The following is a 21,942-nucleotide window of genomic DNA, read 5'->3' on the forward strand; positions in this document are numbered from 1 at the left end:
CGTCCGGCGCCGCCGGGAACGGCTGTGTTCATTGAATGGACACCGCTTTCCATGGCGTCGCTATCCTGAGTCGGGCAAGACGAGCGGTACCGCACAGCGAGGAGGCAGTGCCGTATGCCCCGGACCGGCGAGCCCGGCAGGACGGTGGGCTCCCGCCTGCTGGAAGTACTGTTCGTGTTCCAGCCCGGGCACACTGCGCTCAGCCTCGCCGACCTGGTGCGTAAGACGGGCATGCCTCACGCCACTGTGCGGAGACTGGCCATGGAACTCGCCGACTTCGGCGCGCTGGATCGTCGGCCGGACGGCAGATTCACGGTGGGACTGCGTCTGTGGCAACTCGGGACCCTGGCCCCGCTCACCGAATCACTGCGCACGCTGGCCCAGCCGTTCCTCGAGGATCTCTACACCGCACTCCACCAGCACGTGCAACTGGCGGTCCTGGAGGGCCGGCAAGCGGTGATCATCGAGAGGCTGTCCGCGCCGGAGGCACCCGAGCTCGTCTCCCAGGTCGGTGGGCGGCTTCCCCTGCACTGCACGGGCGTTGGCAAGGTGCTGCTCAGCCACGGAGGCACGGAGCTGATCGAGGCCGTGCTGTCGGGCGAACTCCGGGAATACGCGCCGCGAAGCATCGTGGCGTCGGAGGTGCTGCGCAAGGAGCTCGCCGACTGTCGTCGCACCGGGACGGCCACGGTGCGAGAAGAGCTGACTCCCGGTCTGGATTCGGTGGCCATGCGCATCGTGAATGGCGAAGGTCGTGTCGTAGCGGCGCTGTCCGTGGTCGTGCGCACTGACTCGGTGAAGCACCAGGAGGTGCTTCCGTCCGTGATCGCGAGCGGTCTCGGCATCTCCCGCCTCCTCGGCTGGCGCCCTGGCGTCAAGGTCCGCAACAACAGCTGATCCCTTACTCGTTGTTCATTGGTTGGACAGCGTCGTTGCGCGGGCCAGACGGCCTTCGGGCACTCCCTGGCAGTGCTTGCTACGGGCGGGTAGCCGGCTGCTACGAGGAGACGCGGACGTGGTCATCCACGACGAACACCACCTCACCGCTGTGGTACTTGCCGAGACGGAGCGAGACGGCGCCCCGCGCGCCAAGGAGATCATCCAGGCGCTGGTGCGCCACTTGCACGATTTCGCCCGCGAAGTACGGCTGGCCGATGAGGAGTGCGACACCGCCTTCGGCATCGTGACCAGGCTGATGGCGGGTTCGCTGAGCCTGTCAACGCTGGTTGCCCTGATGAACAACGGCACCGATGGCAAGCCGGGAGGAAGGAACGTTCAACCTTCCGCGAGGGTGCCGGCGCGCACAAGAGCAGCGCTACTGCAGAGCACAGCAACATCACGGGGATGAGCCTTCGCCGGTCACGTACGTCACCGAGCGGCACGTGGAGAAGGATCCCCGCGGCGTAGCCGACCTGATCGGCCGGGACGAGCCCGCGGTGGCGGTCGGTGCGTGCAGGTCCTTTGCATTGAAGTCGAGCATCGGCTGCCCGGTAGAGGTTCCCGACGGCTGCGTCGCCCGCCATCGCGAACAGGAGAGTCAGTCCGCGGCCATGAACGTCCGGCGCGTGGCGGGCGGTGTCAGGGCTTGGGATTCGGTCGCAGTCGGCGATGGCGCCGACTTGTCCGGCGTGGCCGTGGTCCCCAAGGTCTTTCTCGCACTCCGCAGTTGATTTCTGACCGCAGTGATCCTGGGGGAGGTTTACGTGACGGTGTCGGACGCCGTCCGCCTCTGGTCCGCGGCCCAGGAAGCCAGGAGGCGTAGCCCGTCGTGAGAGGGGGAACCCGGTTCGGCGTTCCACACGATGATGTGCTGGTCGGGGTCGGTGCCGCACGTGAGCGTGTTCCAGTCGAGGGTCAGCTCGCCCACCGCCGGGTGGCGAAGCTTCTTGACGCCCTTGCCCCGCATCGCGACGTCATGGGCGGTCCACCACTCCCGGAACTGTGCGTCACGGGCGGAGAGTTCCTCGACCAGAGCGGTGAGGCGCTGGTCGCCGGGGTAGCGCGCGCTCTCCATGCGCAGCTGGGCGATGGCCAGCCGGGTGACCTCCTCCCAGTCGGCATACAGCTCGCGCATCCAGGGTTCGGTGAAAAGGAGCCGGACGAACACGCGCTCCTGCTCCGGATAGCGCCCGAAGTCGGTCCACAGGGCGGCGGCGAGCTGGTTCCAGCCCAGGATGTCGGTGCGCCGGCCGATGACGAAGGCCGGGGAGGCGGTGAGATCGTCCAGCATGCGCTGCAGCTGCGTGTCCACCTGCTGGCGGTCTCCGGACGTCGGCGGACGCAGCCTCTCTTTCGCCGCGAGATCGAAGAGGTAGGTCCGCTGATCGTCGTTCAGGCGGAGCACCTGGGCAATTTCCTCGAGGAGGGGGGCCGATGCTTGGAGACGGCCCTGCTCGATCCGTGTGTAGTACTCGGTGCTGATCGCGGCGAGAAGAGCCACTTCCTCACGGCGCAGACCGCTCACACGCCGCCGCTGCCCTCCGCGGAGTCCGACCTCGGAAGGGCTGACTTCGGCACGGCGGGCCTTGAGGAACTCACCCAGCTCGTTCAGATGGGGATTGCGATTCATGATTTGCAGCTTCGCACAAAAGCTCGGCAGCTGTGAGGGGGAGAGTTCCTGCCCATGTCGGCCTGGCTGATGTGCGAAAAATGCTTCGGTTCCGACCCCTATGGCAGCAGGTGAACGTGGACTCGGCGGTCCGGAGCGCGTACGGGCCGCCGAGAGATCACACAGCTGCGGCGTCAGTCCAGTGCCTTGACGAGTTCCTGGGCGAGCGGGACCGCCGAGCCCGGGTTCTGGCCGGTGTACAGGTTGCGGTCGAACTCGACGTGCACCGTGAACGGATCGGCCTCGCGGTAGTCCGCCCCGAGTTCGTTGACGAGGCGGTCCTGCAACAGCCATTTCGCACGGTCCGCGAGCCCGTTCAGCTTCTCCTCGGCGTTGGAGAGGCCGGTCAGACGGTAGCCGGCGAACGGGGACGTGCCGTCGGGGCCGATGGTGGCAAGCAGCGCCGCGGGACCGTGGCAGACGAGCGAAACCGGCTTCCCCGAAGCGAGCCATTCGGTGAGGAGGTTGCCGGAGGCGGTGTTGTCGGGCAGGTCCTCCATCGGACCCCAGCCGCCGGGGTAGAACACGGCCACGTAGTCGTCGATGTTGACGTCCTCGATGCGCATCGGGTGCGCCAGCTCGGTCGCCTCACGCAGGGCGGTGCGCATGCGCTGTGCGCCTTCCTCTCCGCCGTTGAACTCCGCGGTGAGGCTGAGCGCATCCGCCGTGGGCGGCACACCGCCGGGTGTCGCCGCCGCGATCTCGAATCCGGCCTCCTTGAAGACCTGGTGAGGGCCGATTGCTTCCTCGGCCCAGAAGCCGGCCGGCTGCCGCGTTCCGTCGGCCAGTGTCCAGTGGTCGGACGCGGTGATCACGAAGAGGATCTTCGCCATGGGTAGGTCTCCTTGGGGGTGGTCTCAGCCCTTGAGGGCTTCCTGGAGGATGTGGCTGTCGGCGGCCTGCCGCATGCTGACGGCCTTGCCGTCGCGGACGGTCCACAGGTGGATGAACCGGACGTCGGCCTTGTCGCCGGTCTTGGTCTCGGCGTGGTAGTGCCCGAACACGAAGACGTGGCCTGCGTCGTCGGCGTAGAACTCCTCGGGCACAGCGCCGAAGGACACGATGTTCGGCATCGGTGTGCCGAAGAAGTCCTTCGCCACGCTGTCCCAGCCGTGGTACACGCCGCTGTTCGGAAACCCCGGGGTGATGTCCCAGACGAAGTCAGGGGCCATGACCTCCTTGGTGACCTCGGGCGCCATGCGGGATTCGTAGACCCGGCGGATGAGGGCGAGGTCGGGGGAGTCGGACATGGTGCGCTCCTTGCGGGGGGATTCGGATACGGGAAAGAGGGCCTTGTGATCAGGCAGGGAGGGCGGCCCGCCCGGCCCGGAAGATCGCGGCCTGGTGTGCGACGCGCGCACCCAGGTGCTCTGCGGTGGCGATGTCCGACTTGTGGACCGCTTCCGGTCCGGCATCGGTCGGGCTCTGGGCGCCGGCGCCCATGAAGAAGCCCAGGCGGTTGATGTCGTCCTCGGTGCCCGTGGTGGAGGCCCAGCCCGGCTGCAGACCCAGGCTGATCCAGTGCATGCCGTGCTGGGCGGCCATGGTGGCGAAGTAGCCCAGCGTGGATGACTTGTCGCCGTTCTTGGCGCCGGAGTTGGTGAAGCCCGCGGCGAGCTTGTCCACCCAGGCATGGGAGAACCAGCGTCTGCTGCTGGCCTCGGCGAACGCGTGGAAGGCCGCGGACGCGGTCCCCATGTACGTGGGGGCTCCGAAGATGATCGCGTCCGCGGCGTCGAGCTGTGCCCACTGCTCGTCGGTGATGGTGCCGACGGCGATCGAGACCACCTCGGCGTCGGCTTCCGCTGCGCCACGCGCCACGGCTTCGGCGATGACGGCTGTGTGGCCGTAGCCCGAGTGAAAGGCAATGGCGATCGTGGGGCGGCCGGAACGGGACATGGTGATCGGGCTCCTCGAGGTTTCTGCTCAGTTCGTGACCAAGCTTTGCATCGGAAGAGCGCGCTGTGAGGGGTAAGAAAATTTCCCCTGCCTACCGTTCTCCAGGTAAGCGATTCTTCCCTTCGGGGTCTGCGGAAAGGCGCGACCGCGGGAATTGACCTGCGTGCCGGTTGCTATTCGCGGGTAAGCGATTCTCCCCTGAAAGGGAGGCGCGGGCCTCCCGTGGAGAATCGCCGAGGGGCCTCAATCATGGGCCACCGGGCCTGGCGGAAGATCAGCCACGGCCTCGGCCGTGCGGCGCCTCGCCCGGCTGGTGCCCGTGCCGCGGACAGCGCGAGGCTACCGTTCGCCGGATTGGTGTGAGGTCGCGGTCCGCCAGGCGTCTGAGGGGGTTTCGTCGCCCACCGGCTGGTTCTCGGGCAGGTGCGGTGGGCAAACATCGGAGTGCCATGGGCCGGCCTGTCGGTCCGGCATCGGCTCACGTGGTGCGTTCACCGTGAGCTGCAGCGCGAGGTCGTGACCGGCGTCGGGAATCACCTTCACGTCGCCTCGAGGGCTGGCCGGGTAGGCGGCCGGCTCCGCGGCGACGGTCCTGTCGCGGTCGGCGGGGTTGATGAAGAAGGTGTCGTGGTCGCCCACGACCGACAGCACGGGTACGTCGACGCCCTTGGCGCAGCGGCCCGAGTCCCGTGCGGTCAGGAAGTCGCCGACTTCGCCCGCGGCGGCGGTCTGCTTCACCGAGTCGTCGGCCTCGACGGTCGCCAGGGCGGTGTTGAAAGACGGAACTGGCGGACGCAGGCGTGGTGGAGCGGGAAGTCGCAGCAGGCTCTCCCGTGTCCGTCACCTATCGCCTCACCGGAGGTGCTCAATGGCTCGGCCCGGGCATGGACGCCCTGAGAGTGTGGGCCGGTGCCCCCGTGAACGAGGGGGGTCAGTTGCTGCCGCGCACCGAGGCGGACGAGCCCGGCCGCGGCGTGAGCATGGACCGCGACGCGTCCGCCTGACACTTCACCCGCGCCTTCTCCCCGTGTGGTGTCGGTTCCTGCGGGCTTGGACGTGAACCGGTGGCCGAACTTGGCCGCGGTCGAGGAAGAGGCGGGCGAGGACGGGCCTGTAGAGCAGGGTGAACTCGTCTTCGCTGATCTGGATGCCCGAAGGCTCCAGCAGTTGGTTGAAGCCGGTGTGGCGGTCTTCGCTGATGCGGACGAGTGCCCGGGCGCTGTCGGGGTCGTGGTCGGCCTGAGCGGTGACGGCCAGTGCCGCGGTGCGTACGGCCGGGACGCTGACGCCGGCGCGCAGGCTTTTGAGCCAGGCGGTGGCCACGTCACGTACGTCGTTGCCTGGTTGGGGGTAGGTGCCGAGGTCGGGGCCTTCGAGGACGAGGTCGAAGAGGAGTGCGGCCCGGGTGGGCCAGTGCCGGTAGAGGGTCTGGCGGGTGACGTCGGCCCGCTCGGCGAGCAGGGCGTAGGTCAGCCCGGCCGGGCCGACCTGGGGCAGCAGTTCTCGTGCGACGGCCAGCACGCGGTTGCGGGTGCGCTGCACGCGCGGGTTGCCCGGGGTCGGCTGACGGCGATGGAGAGGCGTGACCGCGCACCTGGTGAGCGGTCACGCAGCAAACAGCGGCGCAGCCCCTCGGTCCCCCCCGGTCGCCCGCCGCGGCTCATCCGCCCCTCCGGTTCGCCGCTTCAGGCACTGGGAAAAGCTAAGGTGCCTTAATGAGTATCAAGCATTTGTCCGTGGGCAAGCTGCTGAATTACCATGTCGTCATGACTAGGCCCCTTGCTCTGATAACAGGTGCTTCCTCTGGTATCGGTGCCGCGTATGCCCGCCTCCGCGCAGACGACATGGACTTCGTCCTGGTGGCCCGCCGCGCGGACCGCCTGGAGGACCAGCCCGCGGCACTCGACGCGCTGCTCGCCGCCGAAAGCGCCGTACTGTCCGGCGGCCGCCGTTCGGACCTCGCCTCCCGCTACCAGTAGCCGCTGCCGCGGTGAGCCGACGTTCCGTGGACGTCGGAGCCAACAAATGAAGCGGAGATCGTCATGGGCAGGTTCAACGCGCAGGAAGTCGCTTACCTGAGCGAACACATACTTGGGCGGCTCGCCACGACGGGTACGTCCGGCAAACCGCACGTGGTGCCCATCCGGTACCACTTCGATCCGGAGCGCGAGGTCATCAAGATCGGGGGGCGCGTCCTGGAAGGGCGCGGACAGGAGCGGCTCTACATCCGTCACCTCACGGTCAACCCGCAGGCGGCGTTGGTGGTCGACGACGTGGCGGACGGGCAGACCTGGCAGCCGCGCGGGATCCTCATCAAGGGAGCAGCGGTCCTGCACACGGAGGGTGGCGAGGTACTGGGGCCGGGTTTCGGTCCGAACTGGGTCGAGGTGGTACCCAACTGGGCCACGTCTTGGAGCATCGACACCCCTGCATGACAACCCACTGTTCGCGGTGGGCACGGCTGCTCAGCACCGTGCCGGACGACGCAAGCGACTGCGACTGTGCGGGAACGAGTCCCTCGGAACTGAGTTGGTGACATGAGTGAAGTAGTAGTGGCGAGTGCGTACGGAAATCCCGAGGTGCTGTCGGTGATCGATGTCGCCGTCCCGGACCCCGGGCCGGGCCAGGTGCGCATCACGGTCCGCGCCGCCGGGGTGAACCCCTTCGACCACAAGACGTACGACGGCACCTTCGGGACCGATCCGGCGAAGCTGCCGATGAGGCTCGGCGCCGAGGCGGCGGGTGTGGTGACCGCGGTGGGCGCCCACGCGAACGGCCCCGCAGGTCCGGTCGAGGTCGGCGACGAGGTGATCGCCTATCGTGCGCCCGGCGCGTACGCCGCCGAACTCGTCGTCCCGGCCTCGTCGGTGGTGCCGAAGCCCGCCGCGCTGTCCTGGGAGCAGGCCGCCGGCCTGATGGTCGTCGGCGTCACCGCCGCACACGTTCTCGATGCGATCGGTCTGGGCAAGGACGAGTCGGTGCTGATCCATGGTGCCGCCGGAGGAGTCGGCCTGATGGCCGTGCAGCTGGCGGTGGCGGGCGGCGCCACCGTCGTGGGAACGGCAAGCCCCGGCAAGCACGACATGCTGCGCGACCTGGGGGCGATTCCGATCGCGTACGGGCCCGGTCTGGCCGACCGGGTACGCGCGGCAGCGCCGGACGGTGTCCACGCGGCGGCCGACCTGGTGGGCACCGACGAGGCGGTGGACGTCTCCGTGGAACTCGTGGCGGACCGTTCCCGCATCGCCACCATCGCGGGGTTCGCGCGCGGGGCCCAGGCCGGCATCAAGCTGCTCGGTGGCGGGCCCGGCGCGGATCCGGGCACGGAGGTCCGGGCTGCCGCCCGACTGCGGCTCACCGAGGCCGCGGAGGCGGGGCGGCTGAACGTCCTGATCGCCGGCAGCTACCCGCTTCACGAAGCCGCTGCCGCCCATCGCCAGGTCATGACCGGTCGCACCAGCGGGAAAATCGTCCTGGTGCCCTGACTCGACGGGACCGTGCTTTCGGCCGACGACCTCACGGACGCCGAAGTACCGGTCGGCAGACCGAGACGACTGTGTCCCCCCGCCACAGGTGGGGGGACACAGTCATGTCTACGCCATACAGCCATCTCGCAGGCTTCCGGGATGCCCGGCACCGTCGTGCCGCCGCTCTTTCGGCAAGAACGCTTCATTGCCGTCAGGCCGGTTCAGTTCGCTGACTACACTCAGTTGAGACGAGCTGAACACATCAGAGGAGCCCGGAATGCCGCGGAACCGCCAACAGATCCCCCGTGAAGAGCGGGCAGGTGATCTGCTGGCCGCGGCCACCGAGCTTTTCCTCGCCAAGGGGTACGACAAGACCACGATGGCGGACATCAGTGCCGCCGCCGGGGTGGCCAGGGGCAACGTGTACTGGTACTTCGACTCGAAGGACGACATCTTCGCCGCGGTGATGGACCGGATGCTCAGCCGCGAGATCCGTACCCTCAGTGCGGAGCAGGCGGGCGCCGACCCACTGAGCCGGCTGGTGCGGGGGCTGTCCGACATGCGCTATTCCCGGCCGCTGCACCAGGCCATGCACGACCGGCTTCCGCATTCGGAGGCGGTTCGGGCCGCCCACAACACCTTCCTGGGCTGGATCGTCGGACTGGTCGACGAGGTCATGGCTGAACACGGCCTCGACGGCGACCCCGACATCGATGCCACGCTCCTCCGCGACACCGTGGTCACCGTGTTCGAAGGCGCGCACGTGCCCAATGACCGGAACCGACCGGCACACGAGATGCTCCGCTTCCTGTTGGAGTCCGTCCTGGCCGGGCGTTCACCGGTCAAGAGGGCGTGACCGCTGACCGTTGATCGCGGCGGGCTGGAGTCGCGACGGCCGGAGTTGGCGAGTGGTCAGAGTTGGCCGGTGGCGACTCCCGCCGACACCGCCCGCGTCTCCATGACCGAATCCGTGGCCGGATTCCCGGCCTCCGCCCCGCGCAGCCGGTCGAGTACAGCCCCGGGGTCGGCCGGGGCCTGCTCGCCCCGCCACCCGACATGCCCGTCGGGGCGGACCAGCACCAGCGGCCTCTCGTAGAGCCTCGCCGCGGCCGGATCGGTGAGGCGCAGCACCGTCAGCGGCACGCCACGATGGTGTGCGGCCTCCACCAGCGCGGACGGGTCCGCCGGCCCCGAGACCACGAGCACGAACCCGCGGCCGAAGTGGTCGAGCACCGAGCCGCCGTCGGGCAGCCATACGTGCGGTGCGCGGCAACCGGGCCAGGTCGACGGGACGTAGTCGTCCGGCTCGTCGGGCGGCTCCGGAGTACCGTCCGGCACGCAGATCGGGGAGCCGCTGTAGCGGTATCCGAGCTGGATGCCCGTGCAGCGGAACTCCTTGCCCCTCGACCGGCGGATCATCTCGCCCATCTCACCGCGGACCCGGTCGCCCTCCGCGTCCGCGCGCCCGAGTGCGGCGTCGGGTGCGAGCTCGGAGTCGGACCGCCAGTTGCTCGAAGCCTCCGTGACATTGCGGACGGCGATCGGCCGCCGCTCCGACTCGTAGCTGTCGAGCAGTGCGGGGGCCGCCCAGCCCTGAAGGACCGCGGCGAGCTTCCAGCCGAGGTCGACGGCGTCGCCGATCCCGGTGTTGGCACCGAAGCCTCCCTTGGGCCACAGCAGATGCGCCGAGTCACCCGCGAGGAACACCCGCCCCGCGCGGTAGCTGCGGGCCACGACGCAGTGCCCGCTCCAGGGCTGGGCGGCGAGTATCTCCACGTCGATGGGCGCACCTACGGCTTCCTGCACCCAGGCGACCGCGTCCCCGGGCTCCGGCTCTTGCTCCAGGTAGACCGAGAGCCGCCACTCGTCCACGCCGTTGACCACGGTGATGTACGGCCTGCGCGCCGACGACAGTGTGTGGATCTGCACCGCCGGGCCGCCCAACCGCTCCCGGAGCAGGGCCGCCAGTTGCGGCGCACGGAAGTGCACCGCGAAGTTCTGGCCCTGCGCGAACATGCCCTCGAACTCGACGCCCAGCGTCCGCCGTACGCTGCTGCGGCCCCCGTCACAGGCCACGAGGTACGCGCCGGCCAGTGTCTCGGAGGCGCCGCTCTCCAGGTCACGCACCACGGCGAGGACACCGTCGGAGTCCTGCTCGAACGTCTCCAGGCGCGTGGCGAACCTGATCTCCACCGAGGGCAGACCTCGCGCCGTCCGTTCGAGCAACGGCAGGAACGAGAACTTGGACAGGAACGCGGGACCCTCCGGCGTCAGCGGGCCGTACACGCCGGGAGACCGGTTCGTGACACCGTAATCGAATTCGGCGAGTACGTGTCCCGTCACTGACGTGGCGAACACCGTGCGGTGCGGATAGTCCGTGGGGGGTGCCGACTCCGCGCGCGCCTCCTCCGCACAGCCCCAGCGCCGAAGGTGTTCCATGGTGCGGGAGAAGATCGCCTCGCCCGCCGGGAAGGGCACGCGGCCGTCGCCTTGGTCGATCACCGTCACCGGCACACCGCGCCACCCCAGCTCGATCGCGAGCGAGAGGCCCACGGGGCCCGCCCCGACGACCAGGACACGCCGGGATTCGGCTCTTTCGTTGCGGTCAGACACAGGGGACCTGCCTTCCTGAACACGGGTTGGATCAATCGCGACCCAAACTCTTGAACCTGAGTCAGACTCGCATGTCCAGGCCGTTCTTTGGAAGAGCGATATGTATCAGGCATCTTTCGGCAAGGTGGGTGCGGTGTTACGCTTGACCCCAGTTCAAGAGATAGGGGAACGTCGTGGTGTCTCCGGCGGATCGAAGCGATGCTGTGGGCCACTGTCGGGCCCTGGTCGTCAGCTACCACCGCGACATCGACAGCGGCCGGGCCACCGCCGGGATCGGCGCGTTCGCCGACGACGCCGAGTTCGAGGCACACGGCCGGGTCTTCCGCGGACGGGACGAGATACTCGGCTTCCTCAAGGCGCGAGAGGCCGACACCGGACGGCAGACCGTCCATGTGCTCGCCAACGAGGTCGTCACCGGTCATGACGACGAGGACGACGGAAGTGGCCGCAAGCGGGTCGAGCTGCAGGCCATGGTCCTGCTGCACGTCCGGCAACCCGACGGCGCCTATGTCCTGGACCGCGTCCTCAACACCGTTCACCGGTTCCGCCACTCCGGCGGAGAGTGGCGGATCACGCGCCGCACTTCGAGGCCGCTGCACCCCACCGTCTGACGGACAAGGAGTCCCTCACGATGACGACCACCCCCCAGAGCACGGCCGCCCCCGCGGCCACCGAGACACAGGCCGTCGCGCTGCAGATTGCCGAACTCGTACTCAAGACCGGCCGCTACGACGACATGGCCGCCTTCTACACATACGTACTGGGACACGGCCCGTTCTACGAGCGGACCCCGGACCCCGACGCCCCGCCGCGTCCCGCGGGGATGCCCGAACGGGCGGTCGATGTCCGACTGGGCTTCTTCCGTGTGCATGACGCCCCGCACGGCAGCCAGGTCCTCGCGCTGTTCGGCATCGACAGCCTGATCGGGACCGACGCGTCAGGGCCGGGCCTGCATCACTTCCAGTTCGGCGTCGGCTCGCTCGGTGAACTGGTCACCCAGTACGAGCACATGGCGTCCCTGGGTGCGCGCCCGCACCGTGCCGCCAACCACGGCCAGGCCACCAGCTTCTACTACCGCGACCCGGACGGGAACATCGTCGAGTTCTCCTGCGCCAACTTCGCCACCACGGAGGAGGAGGTGGCCTTCATGTCCGGCCCCGTCTTCGCGGCGAACCCCTCCGGCCTGGAGCTCAACGCCGAGCGCTTTGTCGCCCGCTACCGCGCCGGTGACCCCAAGGACGAGTTGCTGCGCCTCGACAACCAGGCGGTGGCCCTGTGACCAGGCTCGTCAGCACGGCCAAGGGGATCGGCAGGCTGGAGGACGACGGTGAGACCGTCGCCCTCCTCGACCTCGACGCGACCGACCTCGGTGCGGCCCTGCAGTCCGGACTCGACATCGCGTCCATCGCCACGGCCACGGTCCGCGACCGGATACCCATGGCCCAGGCCCAGCTCGCCGCGCCCGTCCCCAGGCCCTCCAAGATCTGGGCGGTGGGTTACGCGTACGCCGGTCACCGCACGGAAGTGGGGTACGCCGGCACGGCGGAGGACCCGGTCATCTTCCTGAAGGCCCCGTCCTCGGTGATCGGCACCGGAGAGCGGATCCGCTTCCCGAAGGCCGCCCCGGACGAGGTCGACTACGAAGGCGAACTCGCGGTCGTCATCGGCAGGCGCGCCACCGACGTGCCGGAAGCGGACGCGTACTCGTTCGTCGCCGGCTTCACGATCTGCAACGACGTCAGCGCGCGCGATGTCCAGAAGGGACGCGTTCCCGGCCGGGCTGCCAACGTCACCGCGGCCAAGAGCTTCGACACCTTCACCCCCATGGGCCCCGCCCTGGCCACGCTCGACGAGTTCGCCGATCCTGGTGACCTGCACCTGCGTACCTGGGTCGCGGGCGAGCTCCGCCAGGACGCGCGTACCTCCCAGCTCATTCACCCGGTTCCCGCGCTGGTCTCCTACCTGTCGCGGCAGACGACCCTCGAACCCGGCGACGTGATCGCCACCGGAACCCCGGCCGGAGTGGGGCACAAACGAGGCCTGTTCCTGCGGTCCGGGGACGAGGTCCGGATCGAGATCGAGGGCATCGGCACCCTCGCGAACACCTGCGCCTGACGCGGGGAGGCCACCCTGAGGATGCCGGAGCCGTGGCGTCCTGGAAGTCGGCAATAGTCAATTCTGGCGGCCATCGCAGGTGCGAGGGCCCAGTCGTAGGAGGCAATCAGGTGACCAGCGATCCCAAGAGCAGTTTCGGCGGCGGAAACCCGTGGGACCACATTCAGCCGTGGGACGAGGAAATCTTCGGGAAGGAAGTCCACGACGGCACCCTGCAGAACAAGTGGGGGACCGCCGTGTCGATCGCCGGCGGGCTGCCCTACATCTGGAGGGAGCTGGCCCGGCCGATCTCCGAAATCGTCTATGGCCTCCTCGAACTCCGCGCCGGAGACAAGGTCCTGCTCATCGGCGAGGGCATCGCCCCCGCGGGGTGGGTGGAAGACATGCGGGAGATCGTCGGACCGGACGGCGTCGTGGATGAGGTGGAGATCATCCACGAGGGGCGCAAGGCGGTCCTGGGCAAGCTCCCCGGGCGGAACGGCCAGACCGGCTGCTGGCGCTGGGACTACGCCGACTCGAAGGCCGACGAGCAGTACGACTGCGTCGCGGTGCTCCAGGCGACCCAGCACTGCGACGACTGGGAAGAGGCGGCCAGGGACCTGCTGCGCGTGATGAAACCGGGCCGCCGCATCGTGCTGGCCGAGTCGGTCCTGAAGGGGCCGACGTTCACCGCACGCATCAACTCCGACGTCCATCTCCGGCAATGGTTCGACAAGCTGTTTCAGCAGGTCTCCGTGGAAGACATTCCCTACTGGTCCGGCGAAGAGGTCCGCGAAGCATTCGGGGACACCGTCGACAGTCCGCAGCTGCTGGAATGGCGCGGAATCGAGATGTTCTGGGGACGAAAGAAATAACAGCGTCGCCAGCACCGAAATCGTTCCGAAGAGACCCCGATCCTGCCGAGTTCCCGCAGCGGGATCGGCTGACAACCTGAGCCGCATCAAGCGACGCCACCCCGAACGAGGAGGTAGCCGTGAGTGTCAACGAGGACCTCATGGTCATGGCATCGGACCAGCCGCTGCAGAGCGTCGTCCGCGACGAGCACCTGCTGCTGGCCCCACCGCATCCGTCCAAGGTGCCCATGAAACTGTGGGACGAGCAGCCGCCACTGACGATGGTGCATTACCCGCAGGAGTACCAGGCAGAGGCGTTCGCCCCTCCGCGCGGTGTGTACGAGAACGACGAGCTCCGCGTCGAGTGGCAGAAGATGGACGGCCGGCAGCCCTTCTATCACCGCAACTGCGACGTGGACGAGCTCTCCTACCAGATCGCCGGCGAGCGCACCCTGATGACCGAACTCGGCGTGGTCGAGCACCGGCCCGGCGAGTTCTCCCGCATCCCCCGGGGCGTGGCCCACGACAACTACGGCCGCGCCGCAAGCCACCTGCTGTTCTACATCCCGGCGCCGGTCGCCGAGCTGGTGCCGGCCCAGCGTGAGTCCCAGGCGGTGTTCCCTCCCTTTCCCGGCTGGCAGCCCGCCCCGGCCAACGAGGCCGTCAGCTGGAACCTGGGCACACCCGGTCGCGACATCACCATCTTCGGGGTCGACGAACAGCAGCTGCTCGAACATGTTCACAATGACGACCGTCGGCTACAGGTACTGCGCCCCGACCGTTCCCAGGACACCACCTGGCTGTACGGCACCGACCGCGTCCGCATCGGCCTCGTCAACACCGTGCCCGGTGGTGAACGCCGCTATCGCCGCACCCTCGACGCCGACGAGATCCAGTACCAGGCCAACGGCCACCGCACCCTGATCACCCAGCACGGTCTGGTCGACCTCGAGCCCGGCGACTTCGTGCGCATCCCGCTCGGGATCTCGTACGCCAGTGTCGCGACCGAGGCGGGCGACTATGTCAGCCTGCTCTCGCGCAGCGAGGTGCCGCAGGTCGCCAAGACCTCCCGTACCGCCGACCGGTACTCGCCCGAACGGCTCGCGGCCCTCACCACGGAGGTCCACTCATGACCACGATGCTTGCCCTGCGCGCCCATCGCGACGCCAGCACCCTGGTCCTGGAGGACATCCCCGTTCCCGAGCCCGGTCCGATGGACGTCGTCGTGCGGGTCGCCTCCGCCGGCCTGGCGCCGGGGATCATGCGCCTGCTCAAAATGGGCGCGTTCAAGCATCTGCCGACCACCCTCGGCTTCGAGGCCGCCGGCACCATCGCCGCCGTCGGCAGCGACGCCACCGGCGTCCGTATCGGTGACCGGGTCAGGGCGCACACCCTCCTGAACTGCCGTACCTGCATCTACTGCCGTACCGACCGCGACATGATGTGCTCGCAGCAGTCCATGATGGGCTACGCCGCCTTCAACGACTCCTCGATGCCCCTCTACGACGAGTACCACAACGGCGTGCTCGCCGAATACGTACGCATCCCGTACTGGCTGGTCGACCCGCTGCCGGAATCCGTCGGCTTCGACATCGCCGCCAAGGTCCTCACCATGGGCAACGCGGTACGCGCACTCAAGTGGGCCGAGCTGCCGATGGGATCCACGATCGTCGTCACCGCCGCGACCGGTGCCATGGGCAGCGCGACGGTCAAGCTCGCGAAGCACTTCGGTGTCGCCGACCTCATCCTCGTCGGCCGCCACAGAGACCGGCTCAAGGCCGTCGCCGGGCTGTCCGGTGGCATCCCGACCAGCGTCGTCGCCCTGGACGAACTCCCCGACGACTGGGCGACCACCGGCGCGCTCGCCGGCAGGCTGCGTGAACTGGCACCCGGCGGAGCACACGCGGTCCTCGACTACGTCCCCGACGGGCCGGTCACCGGTCAGGCCATGGCCGGGGTCGCGACCGGCGGCGCACTGGTGCACATGGGAGGCAATATGACGCCGCTGCAGCAGTCACCGATGGCACTCATGATGAACATGTGGCGGTTCGTCGGGACCCGCGCCTGTACCCGCAACGACGCGCTGGAGGTCCTGCGCCTGCTGGAGACCGGTGCGCTCACCGCTGACGAGCTCATCACCCATCGGTTCCCGCTCAGCGATGCGATGGGGGCCGTCGACGCTGTCCAACGCCGTGACGAACCCATGTGGATGCCCGTGATCAATCCCTGATCCTGGGCACGAGTCCGTCATCGTGTGCAGCGAAGCCATCGAGGATCCAGCGAGAGGAAACCGGAAAGTGTCCGAAACGGAAGCCGTACGCAGCGAAGGGCCGCCCCTGCTCGCGGTGATCGGGGCGGGCGGGCTCTGTGGCAGCTACCTGTTGGAGGCGGCGCGGCGGGCTCCGTTCCGGGTCCGTGCGGTGGTGCACGGGCCGGCGGGCCGTGCACGGGTGGCCGCCCTGGGCGCCGACGAGATCGTCGAGGCCGATCTCGCGGAGCCCGACTCCGTCCGCCGGGCGGTGAAGGGCGCCGACTCCGTGTTCATGATCCCGCCGGCGTTCCACCCGGAGGAGGACATCTTCGCGATCAGGGCGCTGGAGGCGGCCGAGAACGCGGGCGCGCGCCGGTTCGTGTACCTGTCCGTCCTCCACCCGCACACTCCCGGGCTCCGTCACCACCTGCGCAAGGCCAACGCCGAGGCCGCCGTGCGGGGTTCGGACCTGGACTGGACGATCCTCCAGCCATCGATGTTCGCTCAGATCGTCCTGTCGACGTGGGGGAGGGCTCCCGCCGGGCAGGTCGACGTGCCGTTCGACGTCAATCACCGGTTCTCCTTCATCGACTTGCGTGAGCTCGCCGAGGTCGGCGTCAAGGTGCTGTCCGAGCAGGGCCACGCCTCGGCGACCTACGAACTGGCGGGACCCACCACCACGCCGGCCGAGGCCCTGCGCATCGCGGGGCGTGCACGAGGCGTGCAGCTCGAGGCGCGGACGGTCGACTGGGCAAAGGCGCCGCTCCCGCCAGGAGTGGCGGACGATCCGTCCCGGGGCCCCGACATGCGGGCCATGTGGCAGGACTACGACCGGCACGGCCTGCACGGCAACAGCAACGTCCTGCGGATGCTGCTCGGCCACGAACCCGCGTCCTTCGAGGAAGCGACCGCCGCGTTCGACGTCCCCTGAGACCCCGCATCGTGCCCACGATCGCCCGCCAACCGTGACGGCAGTCAAGCGCTCGCGGAGCTGACGGGCCGTAGGCCGTGGAGGACGGTGTCGACGATCTGTTCGGCCAGTCCGTCCGGGAGGTCGGGGTCGTGGCGTATGAACGCCCGGGTGAGCAGGGGGCCGACGAACATTTCGACAGCCAGTTCCAGGTCGACGTCCGTACGAAGTTCCCCGTTCGTCCGGCCTCGGCGGAGGACCTCCAGGCCGAGGTCACGCCGGGGAGTGATCACGCCGGAATGGTAGGCGGCCCATAGTTTCGGGCTGCTCCTCATCTGGGCGTGCGCGTTGTGCAGGATCGCTGACAGGCCGCTGACCAGGGCGCGTTGGCGCAGCGACTCCAGCAGCACGACCAGGTCGTCGCGCATCGAGGTGCCGGGGAGCTCGGGCTCCGCGGGCTCGGCGGCCCACATGACGTCGACGAACAGATCCTCCTTGTCGCTCCAGCGCCGGTAGATGGCGGCCTTGCCGACACCGGCGGAGCGAGCGATGCGTTCGATGGAGACATCGGCCAGCGGAACGCCGTCCTCCAGGAGTTGCATCACCCCATCCAGGATGGCCTGTTCCACGGCTTCGCTGCGGGGACGACCGCGGGTGGATCCGTACGATGGCGGACGGCTCTCGGCACTGCTCATGGCATCCCGCTCCTTTCGTTCGCGGTGCGCCGATGTACGTGGCTCGGGCCGCGTCGGGACTGCGTCTGCAGAGCGGCGCTCACCTGTGCCTGGTGACCTGTGTCCCAGGTTTTTCTGCTGTCCGGGGCTAGTTCAACGATCGACTGCCGACGGCAAGGGCGTCGGGGTTCAGTTCCTCGACCGAGCGGTGGAGCAGCCGGTGAATGGCGTCCTTGTCGTCCGGGGAGAGCGGCGAGGCCGTCTCCGATTCGATCCGACGGGCGATCGACGCCGCACGAGCGGCCGTCGCGTGTCCCTGTAGCGGAACTGCATAGGAGCAAAGAGTCGTGTGAGTGTAAAGATGCTTGATGCATAAACGCTTGCTTGGTAGTCATCAGGAGGTTAATGCTAGACCTGTGCTCCGGACCCTGGCCCTGATCACCGACGGCTCTTCGGCCGGCGGTGCCGCCTGCGCCCAGCCCTTGACCGCCGCGCCTGACGGCCTGCCCCATCCGGCTGTCGGTCTTACCTCCGGTGCCAACCAGTCTTCCCACCGGTACGAGGAAACAGCAGTCGGCCTGAGCAACGGGCGCGCCTTCGCGGAACGGCACGGCCATGTCTGAGCCCCCGACGATCACCCGCCGCCCCATCGACCCGCACCCCATTGAGGGAGAGTGGACATGTCCGCCGAACATCCCGTCCAAGCCCAGACTCCTCCCGTCGAGTCCCCATCCGCGCCCACCCGGCGTACCTTCATCGCCACGACCACGGCTGTAGGCGGGGCCGCCGTGGTCGGCGACCTGGTCGCAGGGTCGCCCGCGCTCGCCGAGGAAGCGGACGGCGTCGAGGCGCCACCTGGCAGCCGTGTCGCCTTGACGGTCAACGGTGTCCGGCGCACCGTCACGGTCGACAACCGCACCTCGCTCCTCGACCTGCTGCGCGAGCATCTCGACCTGACCGGTTCGAAGAAGGGCTGCAACGCCGGTGCCTGCGGCGCCTGCACGGTCCTGGTCGACGGACGCCGGGTCAACTCCTGTCTGACGCTGGCCGTGCGTCTGGAAGGCGCCGAGGTCACCACGATCGAGGGCCTGGCCAAGGGCGACCGGCTCCACCCGCTGCAGCAGGCGTTCATCGACCAGGACGCCTTCCAGTGCGGCTTCTGCACGCCGGGGCAGATCGTGTCCGGTGCCGGGTGCATCCAGGAGGGTCACACCGGTTCGCCGGAGGAGATCCGGGAGTGGATGAGCGGCAACCTCTGCCGCTGCGGCTGCTACCTGAAGATCGAGCGCGCGGTCGAGCAGGCCGCCGGCCGGAAGGGCTGATCCCATGTATCCCTTCACCTACACCAAGGCCGCGGACACGCGAGAGGCACTCAACGCCGGTCGGCGCGGCGGGCGTTACATCGCAGGCGGCACCACGCTCGTCGACCTCATGCGGGAGACCGTCGAACACCCCGACACGCTCGTCGACATCAGCGCGCTGCCGCTGCGCGAGGTCACCGTCACCGAGCGAGGGGGCCTGCGCGTCGGCGCACTCGTGCGGATGTCCGAGGCCGCCGCCCACCCCAAGGTCCGCACCCTCTACCCGGTCATCTCCCAGGCGCTGGAGCTGAGCGCATCCGCCCAGCTGCGGAACATGGCCACCATCGGCGGCAACATCATGCAGCGCACCCGCTGCACCTACTTCCGCGACGTGAGCGCCGACTGCAACAAGCGCGACCCCGGCTCGGGCTGCGCGGCGCGGGAAGGCTTCAACCGCACCCACGCGATCCTCGGCACCTCCGACGACTGCGTGGCCACCCACCCCTCCGACGTCGCCGTCGCCTTCGCCGCGCTGGAAGCGACGGTGCACCTGCTGGGCCCGGACGGCGAACGCCGTGTCGCCTTCACCGACTTCCTGCTGCAGCCGGGCAGCACCCCACAGCGCGAACAGGCCCTCCGGCAGGGCGAGTTGATCACGGCGGTCGAGATCCCGGCCCTTCCGCGCCCTCTGAAGTCCGGCTACTTGAAGGTGCGCGACCGGCAGTCGTACGAGTTCGCGCTCACGTCGGCCGCCGTCGCACTGCACGTGCGCGGTGGCGTGATCCAGGAGGCGAAGGTGGCCGCCGGGGGAGTGGGCACGGTGCCGTGGAAGCTGCCCGCCGTCGAGTTGCATCTCGTGGGTGAGCGTCCCTCGGCGTCGTTGTGGGCTGCCGCCGCGCAGCAAGCGGGCGTCGGGGCCCGCCCCCTTGCGCACAACCGTTTCAAGGTCGAGCTGCTCAAACGCACCGTCGAACGCCAGCTGAGCACCGTAGGAGGCACCAAATGAGCCCGCAGCCGCAGGCAGCCGTCGGTGCGGCGGAGCCCCGGGTCGACGCACGGCTGAGGGTGACCGGCAAAGCGAAGTACGCCGCCGACAACAGCCCCGACGGGGTCGTGCACGCGGTTCTTGTCGAGAGCAGCGTCGGCCGGGGCCGTGTCACCGGCATCGATGCCCGTGCCGCCGAAGCCGAAGCCGGCGTCCTGAAGGTGATCAGTCACCTCAACGCGCCCAAGCTGCCGCCCGTCCAGGGGGGATTCCCGCCGGGCCAGCGGCTGCGTGCCTTCCAGGACGACCGGGTCCGGTTCTTCGGTCAGCCGGTCGCGGTCGTGGTGGCGACTACGCTGGAGAGTGCACAGCACGCCGCGAGCCTGGTGCGGGTCTCCTACGATGCCGAGTCCGTCTCGACCGACATCAGCGTCGCCGAACCCGCCGACGACCCCGAGACCTATGCACGTGGCGACGCCGAAGCAGCCCTGGAATCCGCCCCGGTCCGGCTGGACCTGACGTACCGGATGGCCCGCAACCACCACAATCCGATGGAGCCGCACGCCACCGTCGCCCACTGGGACGGTGACCGGCTGACCGTCTGGGAGAAGACCCAGAACGTGGTGGGCGCCGTGCGCACTCTGGCCGGTGAGTTCGGCATCCCGCCCGGCAACGTCCGCGTCATCTCGCCGTTCGTCGGCGGGGCCTTCGGCAGCGCCGCCCGTACCTACGTGCACGCCGTCACCGCGGCCCTGGCCGCCCGCGAAGTGAAACGCCCCGTGAAACTCGTCCTCACGCGAAGGCAGTTGTACTTCGGCGTGGGATTTCGGCCCGCATACGAGTACGACCTGAGCCTCGGCGGCAACCGGCAGGGCCGCCTGACCGCGTCGGCGCACGACATCCGCACCGAGAGCTCCCGCTACGAACGGCACAGCGAACACGTCCTGGAACCCGGCCGGATGCTCTACAGCACACCCAACGTCCGTCAGGCCTACCGTCATGTCCCGCTGGACGTGAGTACGCCGTGGTTCATGCGCGGCCCCGGCTACGCCAGCGGCGCCTTCCCCGTCGAGTCGGCGATGGACGAACTCGCCCACGAACTGGGCCTGGACCCGATCGAGTTGCGGCTGCGCAACGAACCCGCCGACGACGAGTCGACCAATCTGCCGTTCTCCACCCGTCGCCTGCGTGACTGCTACCGCGCGGGCGCCCGCGAGTTCGGCTGGCACCGGCGCAACCCCAAGCCCCGCTCGACGCGTGACGGTGACTGGCTCATCGGTATGGGGATGGCCGCCGGTGTCTACGACACCCAGCGCAGCGCGGCCCAGGCCTCGGTCAGGCTCGACGCCGACGGCACCGCCCTGGTGCAGTCCGCGACCAGCGACATGGGTCCCGGCACCGCGACCTCCATGACCCAGGTCGCTGCCGACGCCCTCGGCCTGACCATGCGTCAGGTGACGTTCCGGCTCGGCGACTCCCTCATGCCCCCGGCCCCCGTCCACGCGGGCTCCCAGACCATGGCCAGTGTCGGCTCCGCCGTTCAGGACGGGTGCGACAAGCTGCGCAAGCAGGCGATCACGCTCGCGGTCAAGGACGAGGACTCACCGCTGTACGGGGCCGACGCCGCAGACATCGTCGTACGAGGCGGCCGGCTGTTTGTGAAGGACGAGCCCACCCGCGGGGAGACGTACCAGCGCCTTCTGGCCCGCAACAACCGCACCCACCTCGAAGCGATGGGCTCGTACGCCGGGGCGCCGGAGTCGGAGAAGTTCTCCTTCTACGCCTACGCCGCGACCTTCGCGGAAGTCGCCGTCGACGCCCGTCTCGGCCTGGTACGGGTCCGGCGCATGGTCGGCGTGTACGACGCCGCCCGGATCATCAACCCGAGGCTCGCGGACAGTCAGGCCATCGGGGCCATGGTCGGCGGTATCGGTCATGCCCTCCTGGAGCACACGGTCACCGACCACCGCGACGGCCGGATCGTCAACGCCAACCTTGCCGACTACCTCGTGCCGACACACGCCGACATGCCCGACATGAAAGCCATCTACATCGAGGGTGAGGACTACGAAGCCGACCCGATCGGCGTCAAGGGACTCGGTGAGATCGTCATCGTCGGAGTGGCACCCGCCATAGCCAACGCAGTCTTCAACGCCACCGGCCGCCGCATCCGCGAACTGCCCATCACCGCCGAAGCACTGCTCTGAGCCTCCGGGTGGCCGGTGCGCCCAACCGGCCACCCGGCCATCGGGGCTCCCAAGCGTCCGGCGGCCTGCGATGCCGCAC

Annotated in this window: 26 protein-coding genes; 18 read left to right on the top strand and 8 right to left on the bottom strand. The window is 68.9% G+C overall.

What is annotated here, in order from left to right:
* Nucleotides 1-114: 114 nt before the first annotated feature.
* The 3 genes from AOK17_RS15020 to AOK17_RS50750 all read left to right on the top strand — a co-directional run bounded on the left by AOK17_RS15020 (nt 115) and on the right by AOK17_RS50750 (nt 1,670).
* Complete coding sequence (locus AOK17_RS15020; RefSeq protein WP_055612953.1) at nt 115-897, top strand: IclR family transcriptional regulator; 783 nt, start codon at nt 115-117, stop codon at nt 895-897.
* 118 nt (nt 898-1,015) lie between these two features.
* Entirely contained in the window at nt 1,016-1,348 is a 333-nt protein-coding gene (locus tag AOK17_RS15025) for a dioxygenase (RefSeq protein WP_055612954.1), read from the top strand.
* A gap of 34 nt (nt 1,349-1,382) precedes the next feature.
* A complete protein-coding gene (locus tag AOK17_RS50750) occupies nt 1,383-1,670 on the top strand; it encodes a hypothetical protein (RefSeq protein WP_055612955.1) in 288 nt (95 codons plus the stop codon).
* A 29-nt stretch (nt 1,671-1,699) separates the two neighbouring features.
* Here the strand turns inward: AOK17_RS50750 and AOK17_RS15035 are convergent, their stop codons facing one another.
* From AOK17_RS15035 to AOK17_RS15055, 5 genes are all read right to left on the bottom strand, one after another.
* Complete coding sequence (locus AOK17_RS15035) at nt 1,700-2,569, bottom strand: helix-turn-helix domain-containing protein (protein ID WP_055612956.1); 870 nt, start codon at nt 2,567-2,569, stop codon at nt 1,700-1,702.
* A gap of 173 nt (nt 2,570-2,742) precedes the next feature.
* Nucleotides 2,743-3,441, bottom strand: a complete 699-nt coding sequence (locus AOK17_RS15040) for a type 1 glutamine amidotransferase domain-containing protein (protein WP_055612957.1) — start codon at nt 3,439-3,441, stop codon at nt 2,743-2,745.
* 24 nt (nt 3,442-3,465) lie between these two features.
* Nucleotides 3,466-3,858, bottom strand: a complete 393-nt coding sequence (locus AOK17_RS15045) for a nuclear transport factor 2 family protein (protein WP_055612958.1) — start codon at nt 3,856-3,858, stop codon at nt 3,466-3,468.
* A gap of 49 nt (nt 3,859-3,907) precedes the next feature.
* The gene (locus AOK17_RS15050) at nt 3,908-4,507 is read right to left on the bottom strand and encodes a flavodoxin family protein (protein WP_055612959.1); all 600 of its coding nucleotides are present in this window, start codon (nt 4,505-4,507) and stop codon (nt 3,908-3,910) included.
* A gap of 339 nt (nt 4,508-4,846) precedes the next feature.
* The gene (locus AOK17_RS15055) at nt 4,847-5,245 is read right to left on the bottom strand and encodes a hypothetical protein (protein WP_055612960.1); all 399 of its coding nucleotides are present in this window, start codon (nt 5,243-5,245) and stop codon (nt 4,847-4,849) included.
* Between the two features lie 95 nt (nt 5,246-5,340).
* Between AOK17_RS15055 and AOK17_RS50755 the strand changes: the two genes are divergently transcribed.
* Nucleotides 5,341-5,511 (top strand): hypothetical protein, encoded by a 171-nt coding sequence (locus tag AOK17_RS50755; RefSeq protein WP_157881331.1) that lies wholly within the window; start codon nt 5,341-5,343, stop codon nt 5,509-5,511.
* A 4-nt stretch (nt 5,512-5,515) separates the two neighbouring features.
* On the opposite strand, the gene AOK17_RS15060 is transcribed toward AOK17_RS50755, so the two are convergent.
* Complete coding sequence (locus AOK17_RS15060) at nt 5,516-6,049, bottom strand: TetR/AcrR family transcriptional regulator (protein ID WP_245697162.1); 534 nt, start codon at nt 6,047-6,049, stop codon at nt 5,516-5,518.
* Nucleotides 6,050-6,351: 302 nt separating this feature from the next.
* Between AOK17_RS15060 and AOK17_RS53950 the strand changes: the two genes are divergently transcribed.
* The 4 genes from AOK17_RS53950 to AOK17_RS52220 all read left to right on the top strand — a co-directional run bounded on the left by AOK17_RS53950 (nt 6,352) and on the right by AOK17_RS52220 (nt 8,830).
* On the top strand, nt 6,352-6,486 hold the full coding sequence (locus AOK17_RS53950) for a hypothetical protein (protein ID WP_425424609.1): 135 nt from the start codon (nt 6,352-6,354) through the stop codon (nt 6,484-6,486).
* Between the two features lie 63 nt (nt 6,487-6,549).
* Entirely contained in the window at nt 6,550-6,942 is a 393-nt protein-coding gene (locus tag AOK17_RS15065) for a pyridoxamine 5'-phosphate oxidase family protein (protein ID WP_055612961.1), read from the top strand.
* A 117-nt stretch (nt 6,943-7,059) separates the two neighbouring features.
* Complete coding sequence (locus AOK17_RS15070) at nt 7,060-7,992, top strand: quinone oxidoreductase family protein (RefSeq protein ID WP_055612962.1); 933 nt, start codon at nt 7,060-7,062, stop codon at nt 7,990-7,992.
* 259 nt (nt 7,993-8,251) lie between these two features.
* Nucleotides 8,252-8,830, top strand: a complete 579-nt coding sequence (locus AOK17_RS52220) for a TetR/AcrR family transcriptional regulator (protein WP_055612963.1) — start codon at nt 8,252-8,254, stop codon at nt 8,828-8,830.
* A 56-nt stretch (nt 8,831-8,886) separates the two neighbouring features.
* Here AOK17_RS52220 and AOK17_RS15080 read toward each other — a convergent pair whose 3' ends face one another.
* Nucleotides 8,887-10,587: an FAD-dependent monooxygenase gene (locus AOK17_RS15080; RefSeq protein WP_063997220.1), complete on the bottom strand. Its 1,701-nt coding sequence runs from the start codon at nt 10,585-10,587 to the stop codon at nt 8,887-8,889.
* Nucleotides 10,588-10,790: 203 nt separating this feature from the next.
* Here AOK17_RS15080 and AOK17_RS15085 point away from each other — a divergent pair, with 203 nt between their 5' ends.
* The 7 genes from AOK17_RS15085 to AOK17_RS15115 all read left to right on the top strand — a co-directional run bounded on the left by AOK17_RS15085 (nt 10,791) and on the right by AOK17_RS15115 (nt 16,717).
* Nucleotides 10,791-11,198: a nuclear transport factor 2 family protein gene (locus AOK17_RS15085; protein ID WP_055612964.1), complete on the top strand. Its 408-nt coding sequence runs from the start codon at nt 10,791-10,793 to the stop codon at nt 11,196-11,198.
* Between the two features lie 20 nt (nt 11,199-11,218).
* Nucleotides 11,219-11,866 carry a VOC family protein gene (locus AOK17_RS15090; RefSeq protein WP_157881332.1) on the top strand — a complete coding sequence of 216 codons (648 nt, stop codon included), beginning with the start codon at nt 11,219-11,221 and terminating at the stop codon, nt 11,864-11,866.
* Nucleotides 11,863-12,702 carry a fumarylacetoacetate hydrolase family protein gene (locus AOK17_RS15095; RefSeq protein WP_055612966.1) on the top strand — a complete coding sequence of 280 codons (840 nt, stop codon included), beginning with the start codon at nt 11,863-11,865 and terminating at the stop codon, nt 12,700-12,702. The genes AOK17_RS15090 and AOK17_RS15095 overlap by 4 nt, the downstream gene beginning before the upstream one ends.
* 110 nt (nt 12,703-12,812) lie before the next feature.
* Nucleotides 12,813-13,556, top strand: a complete 744-nt coding sequence (locus AOK17_RS15100; protein ID WP_055612967.1) for a methyltransferase domain-containing protein — start codon at nt 12,813-12,815, stop codon at nt 13,554-13,556.
* 119 nt (nt 13,557-13,675) lie between these two features.
* A complete protein-coding gene (locus AOK17_RS15105; protein WP_055612968.1) occupies nt 13,676-14,668 on the top strand; it encodes a cupin domain-containing protein in 993 nt (330 codons plus the stop codon).
* Nucleotides 14,665-15,765, top strand: a complete 1,101-nt coding sequence (locus tag AOK17_RS15110) for an alcohol dehydrogenase catalytic domain-containing protein (protein WP_055612969.1) — start codon at nt 14,665-14,667, stop codon at nt 15,763-15,765. The genes AOK17_RS15105 and AOK17_RS15110 overlap by 4 nt, the downstream gene beginning before the upstream one ends.
* Nucleotides 15,766-15,832: 67 nt before the next feature.
* Nucleotides 15,833-16,717 (top strand): SDR family oxidoreductase, encoded by an 885-nt coding sequence (locus AOK17_RS15115; RefSeq protein ID WP_055612970.1) that lies wholly within the window; start codon nt 15,833-15,835, stop codon nt 16,715-16,717.
* A gap of 44 nt (nt 16,718-16,761) precedes the next feature.
* Here AOK17_RS15115 and AOK17_RS15120 read toward each other — a convergent pair whose 3' ends face one another.
* Complete coding sequence (locus AOK17_RS15120; RefSeq protein ID WP_055612971.1) at nt 16,762-17,391, bottom strand: TetR/AcrR family transcriptional regulator; 630 nt, start codon at nt 17,389-17,391, stop codon at nt 16,762-16,764.
* 659 nt (nt 17,392-18,050) lie between these two features.
* Here AOK17_RS15120 and AOK17_RS15130 point away from each other — a divergent pair.
* From AOK17_RS15130 to AOK17_RS15140, 3 genes are read left to right on the top strand one after another with little or no spacing between them, the layout of a single operon-like run.
* Nucleotides 18,051-18,692, top strand: a complete 642-nt coding sequence (locus tag AOK17_RS15130) for a (2Fe-2S)-binding protein (protein ID WP_055612973.1) — start codon at nt 18,051-18,053, stop codon at nt 18,690-18,692.
* A gap of 4 nt (nt 18,693-18,696) precedes the next feature.
* Nucleotides 18,697-19,677 carry an FAD binding domain-containing protein gene (locus AOK17_RS15135; RefSeq protein WP_055612974.1) on the top strand — a complete coding sequence of 327 codons (981 nt, stop codon included), beginning with the start codon at nt 18,697-18,699 and terminating at the stop codon, nt 19,675-19,677.
* On the top strand, nt 19,674-21,863 hold the full coding sequence (locus AOK17_RS15140; RefSeq protein ID WP_055612975.1) for a xanthine dehydrogenase family protein molybdopterin-binding subunit: 2,190 nt from the start codon (nt 19,674-19,676) through the stop codon (nt 21,861-21,863). Before AOK17_RS15135 ends, AOK17_RS15140 begins: the two co-directional genes overlap by 4 nt.
* Nucleotides 21,864-21,942 lie beyond the last annotated feature (79 nt).

Source organism: Streptomyces phaeochromogenes (assembly GCF_001418655.1).
Classification (GTDB): domain Bacteria; phylum Actinomycetota; class Actinomycetes; order Streptomycetales; family Streptomycetaceae; genus Streptomyces; species Streptomyces phaeochromogenes.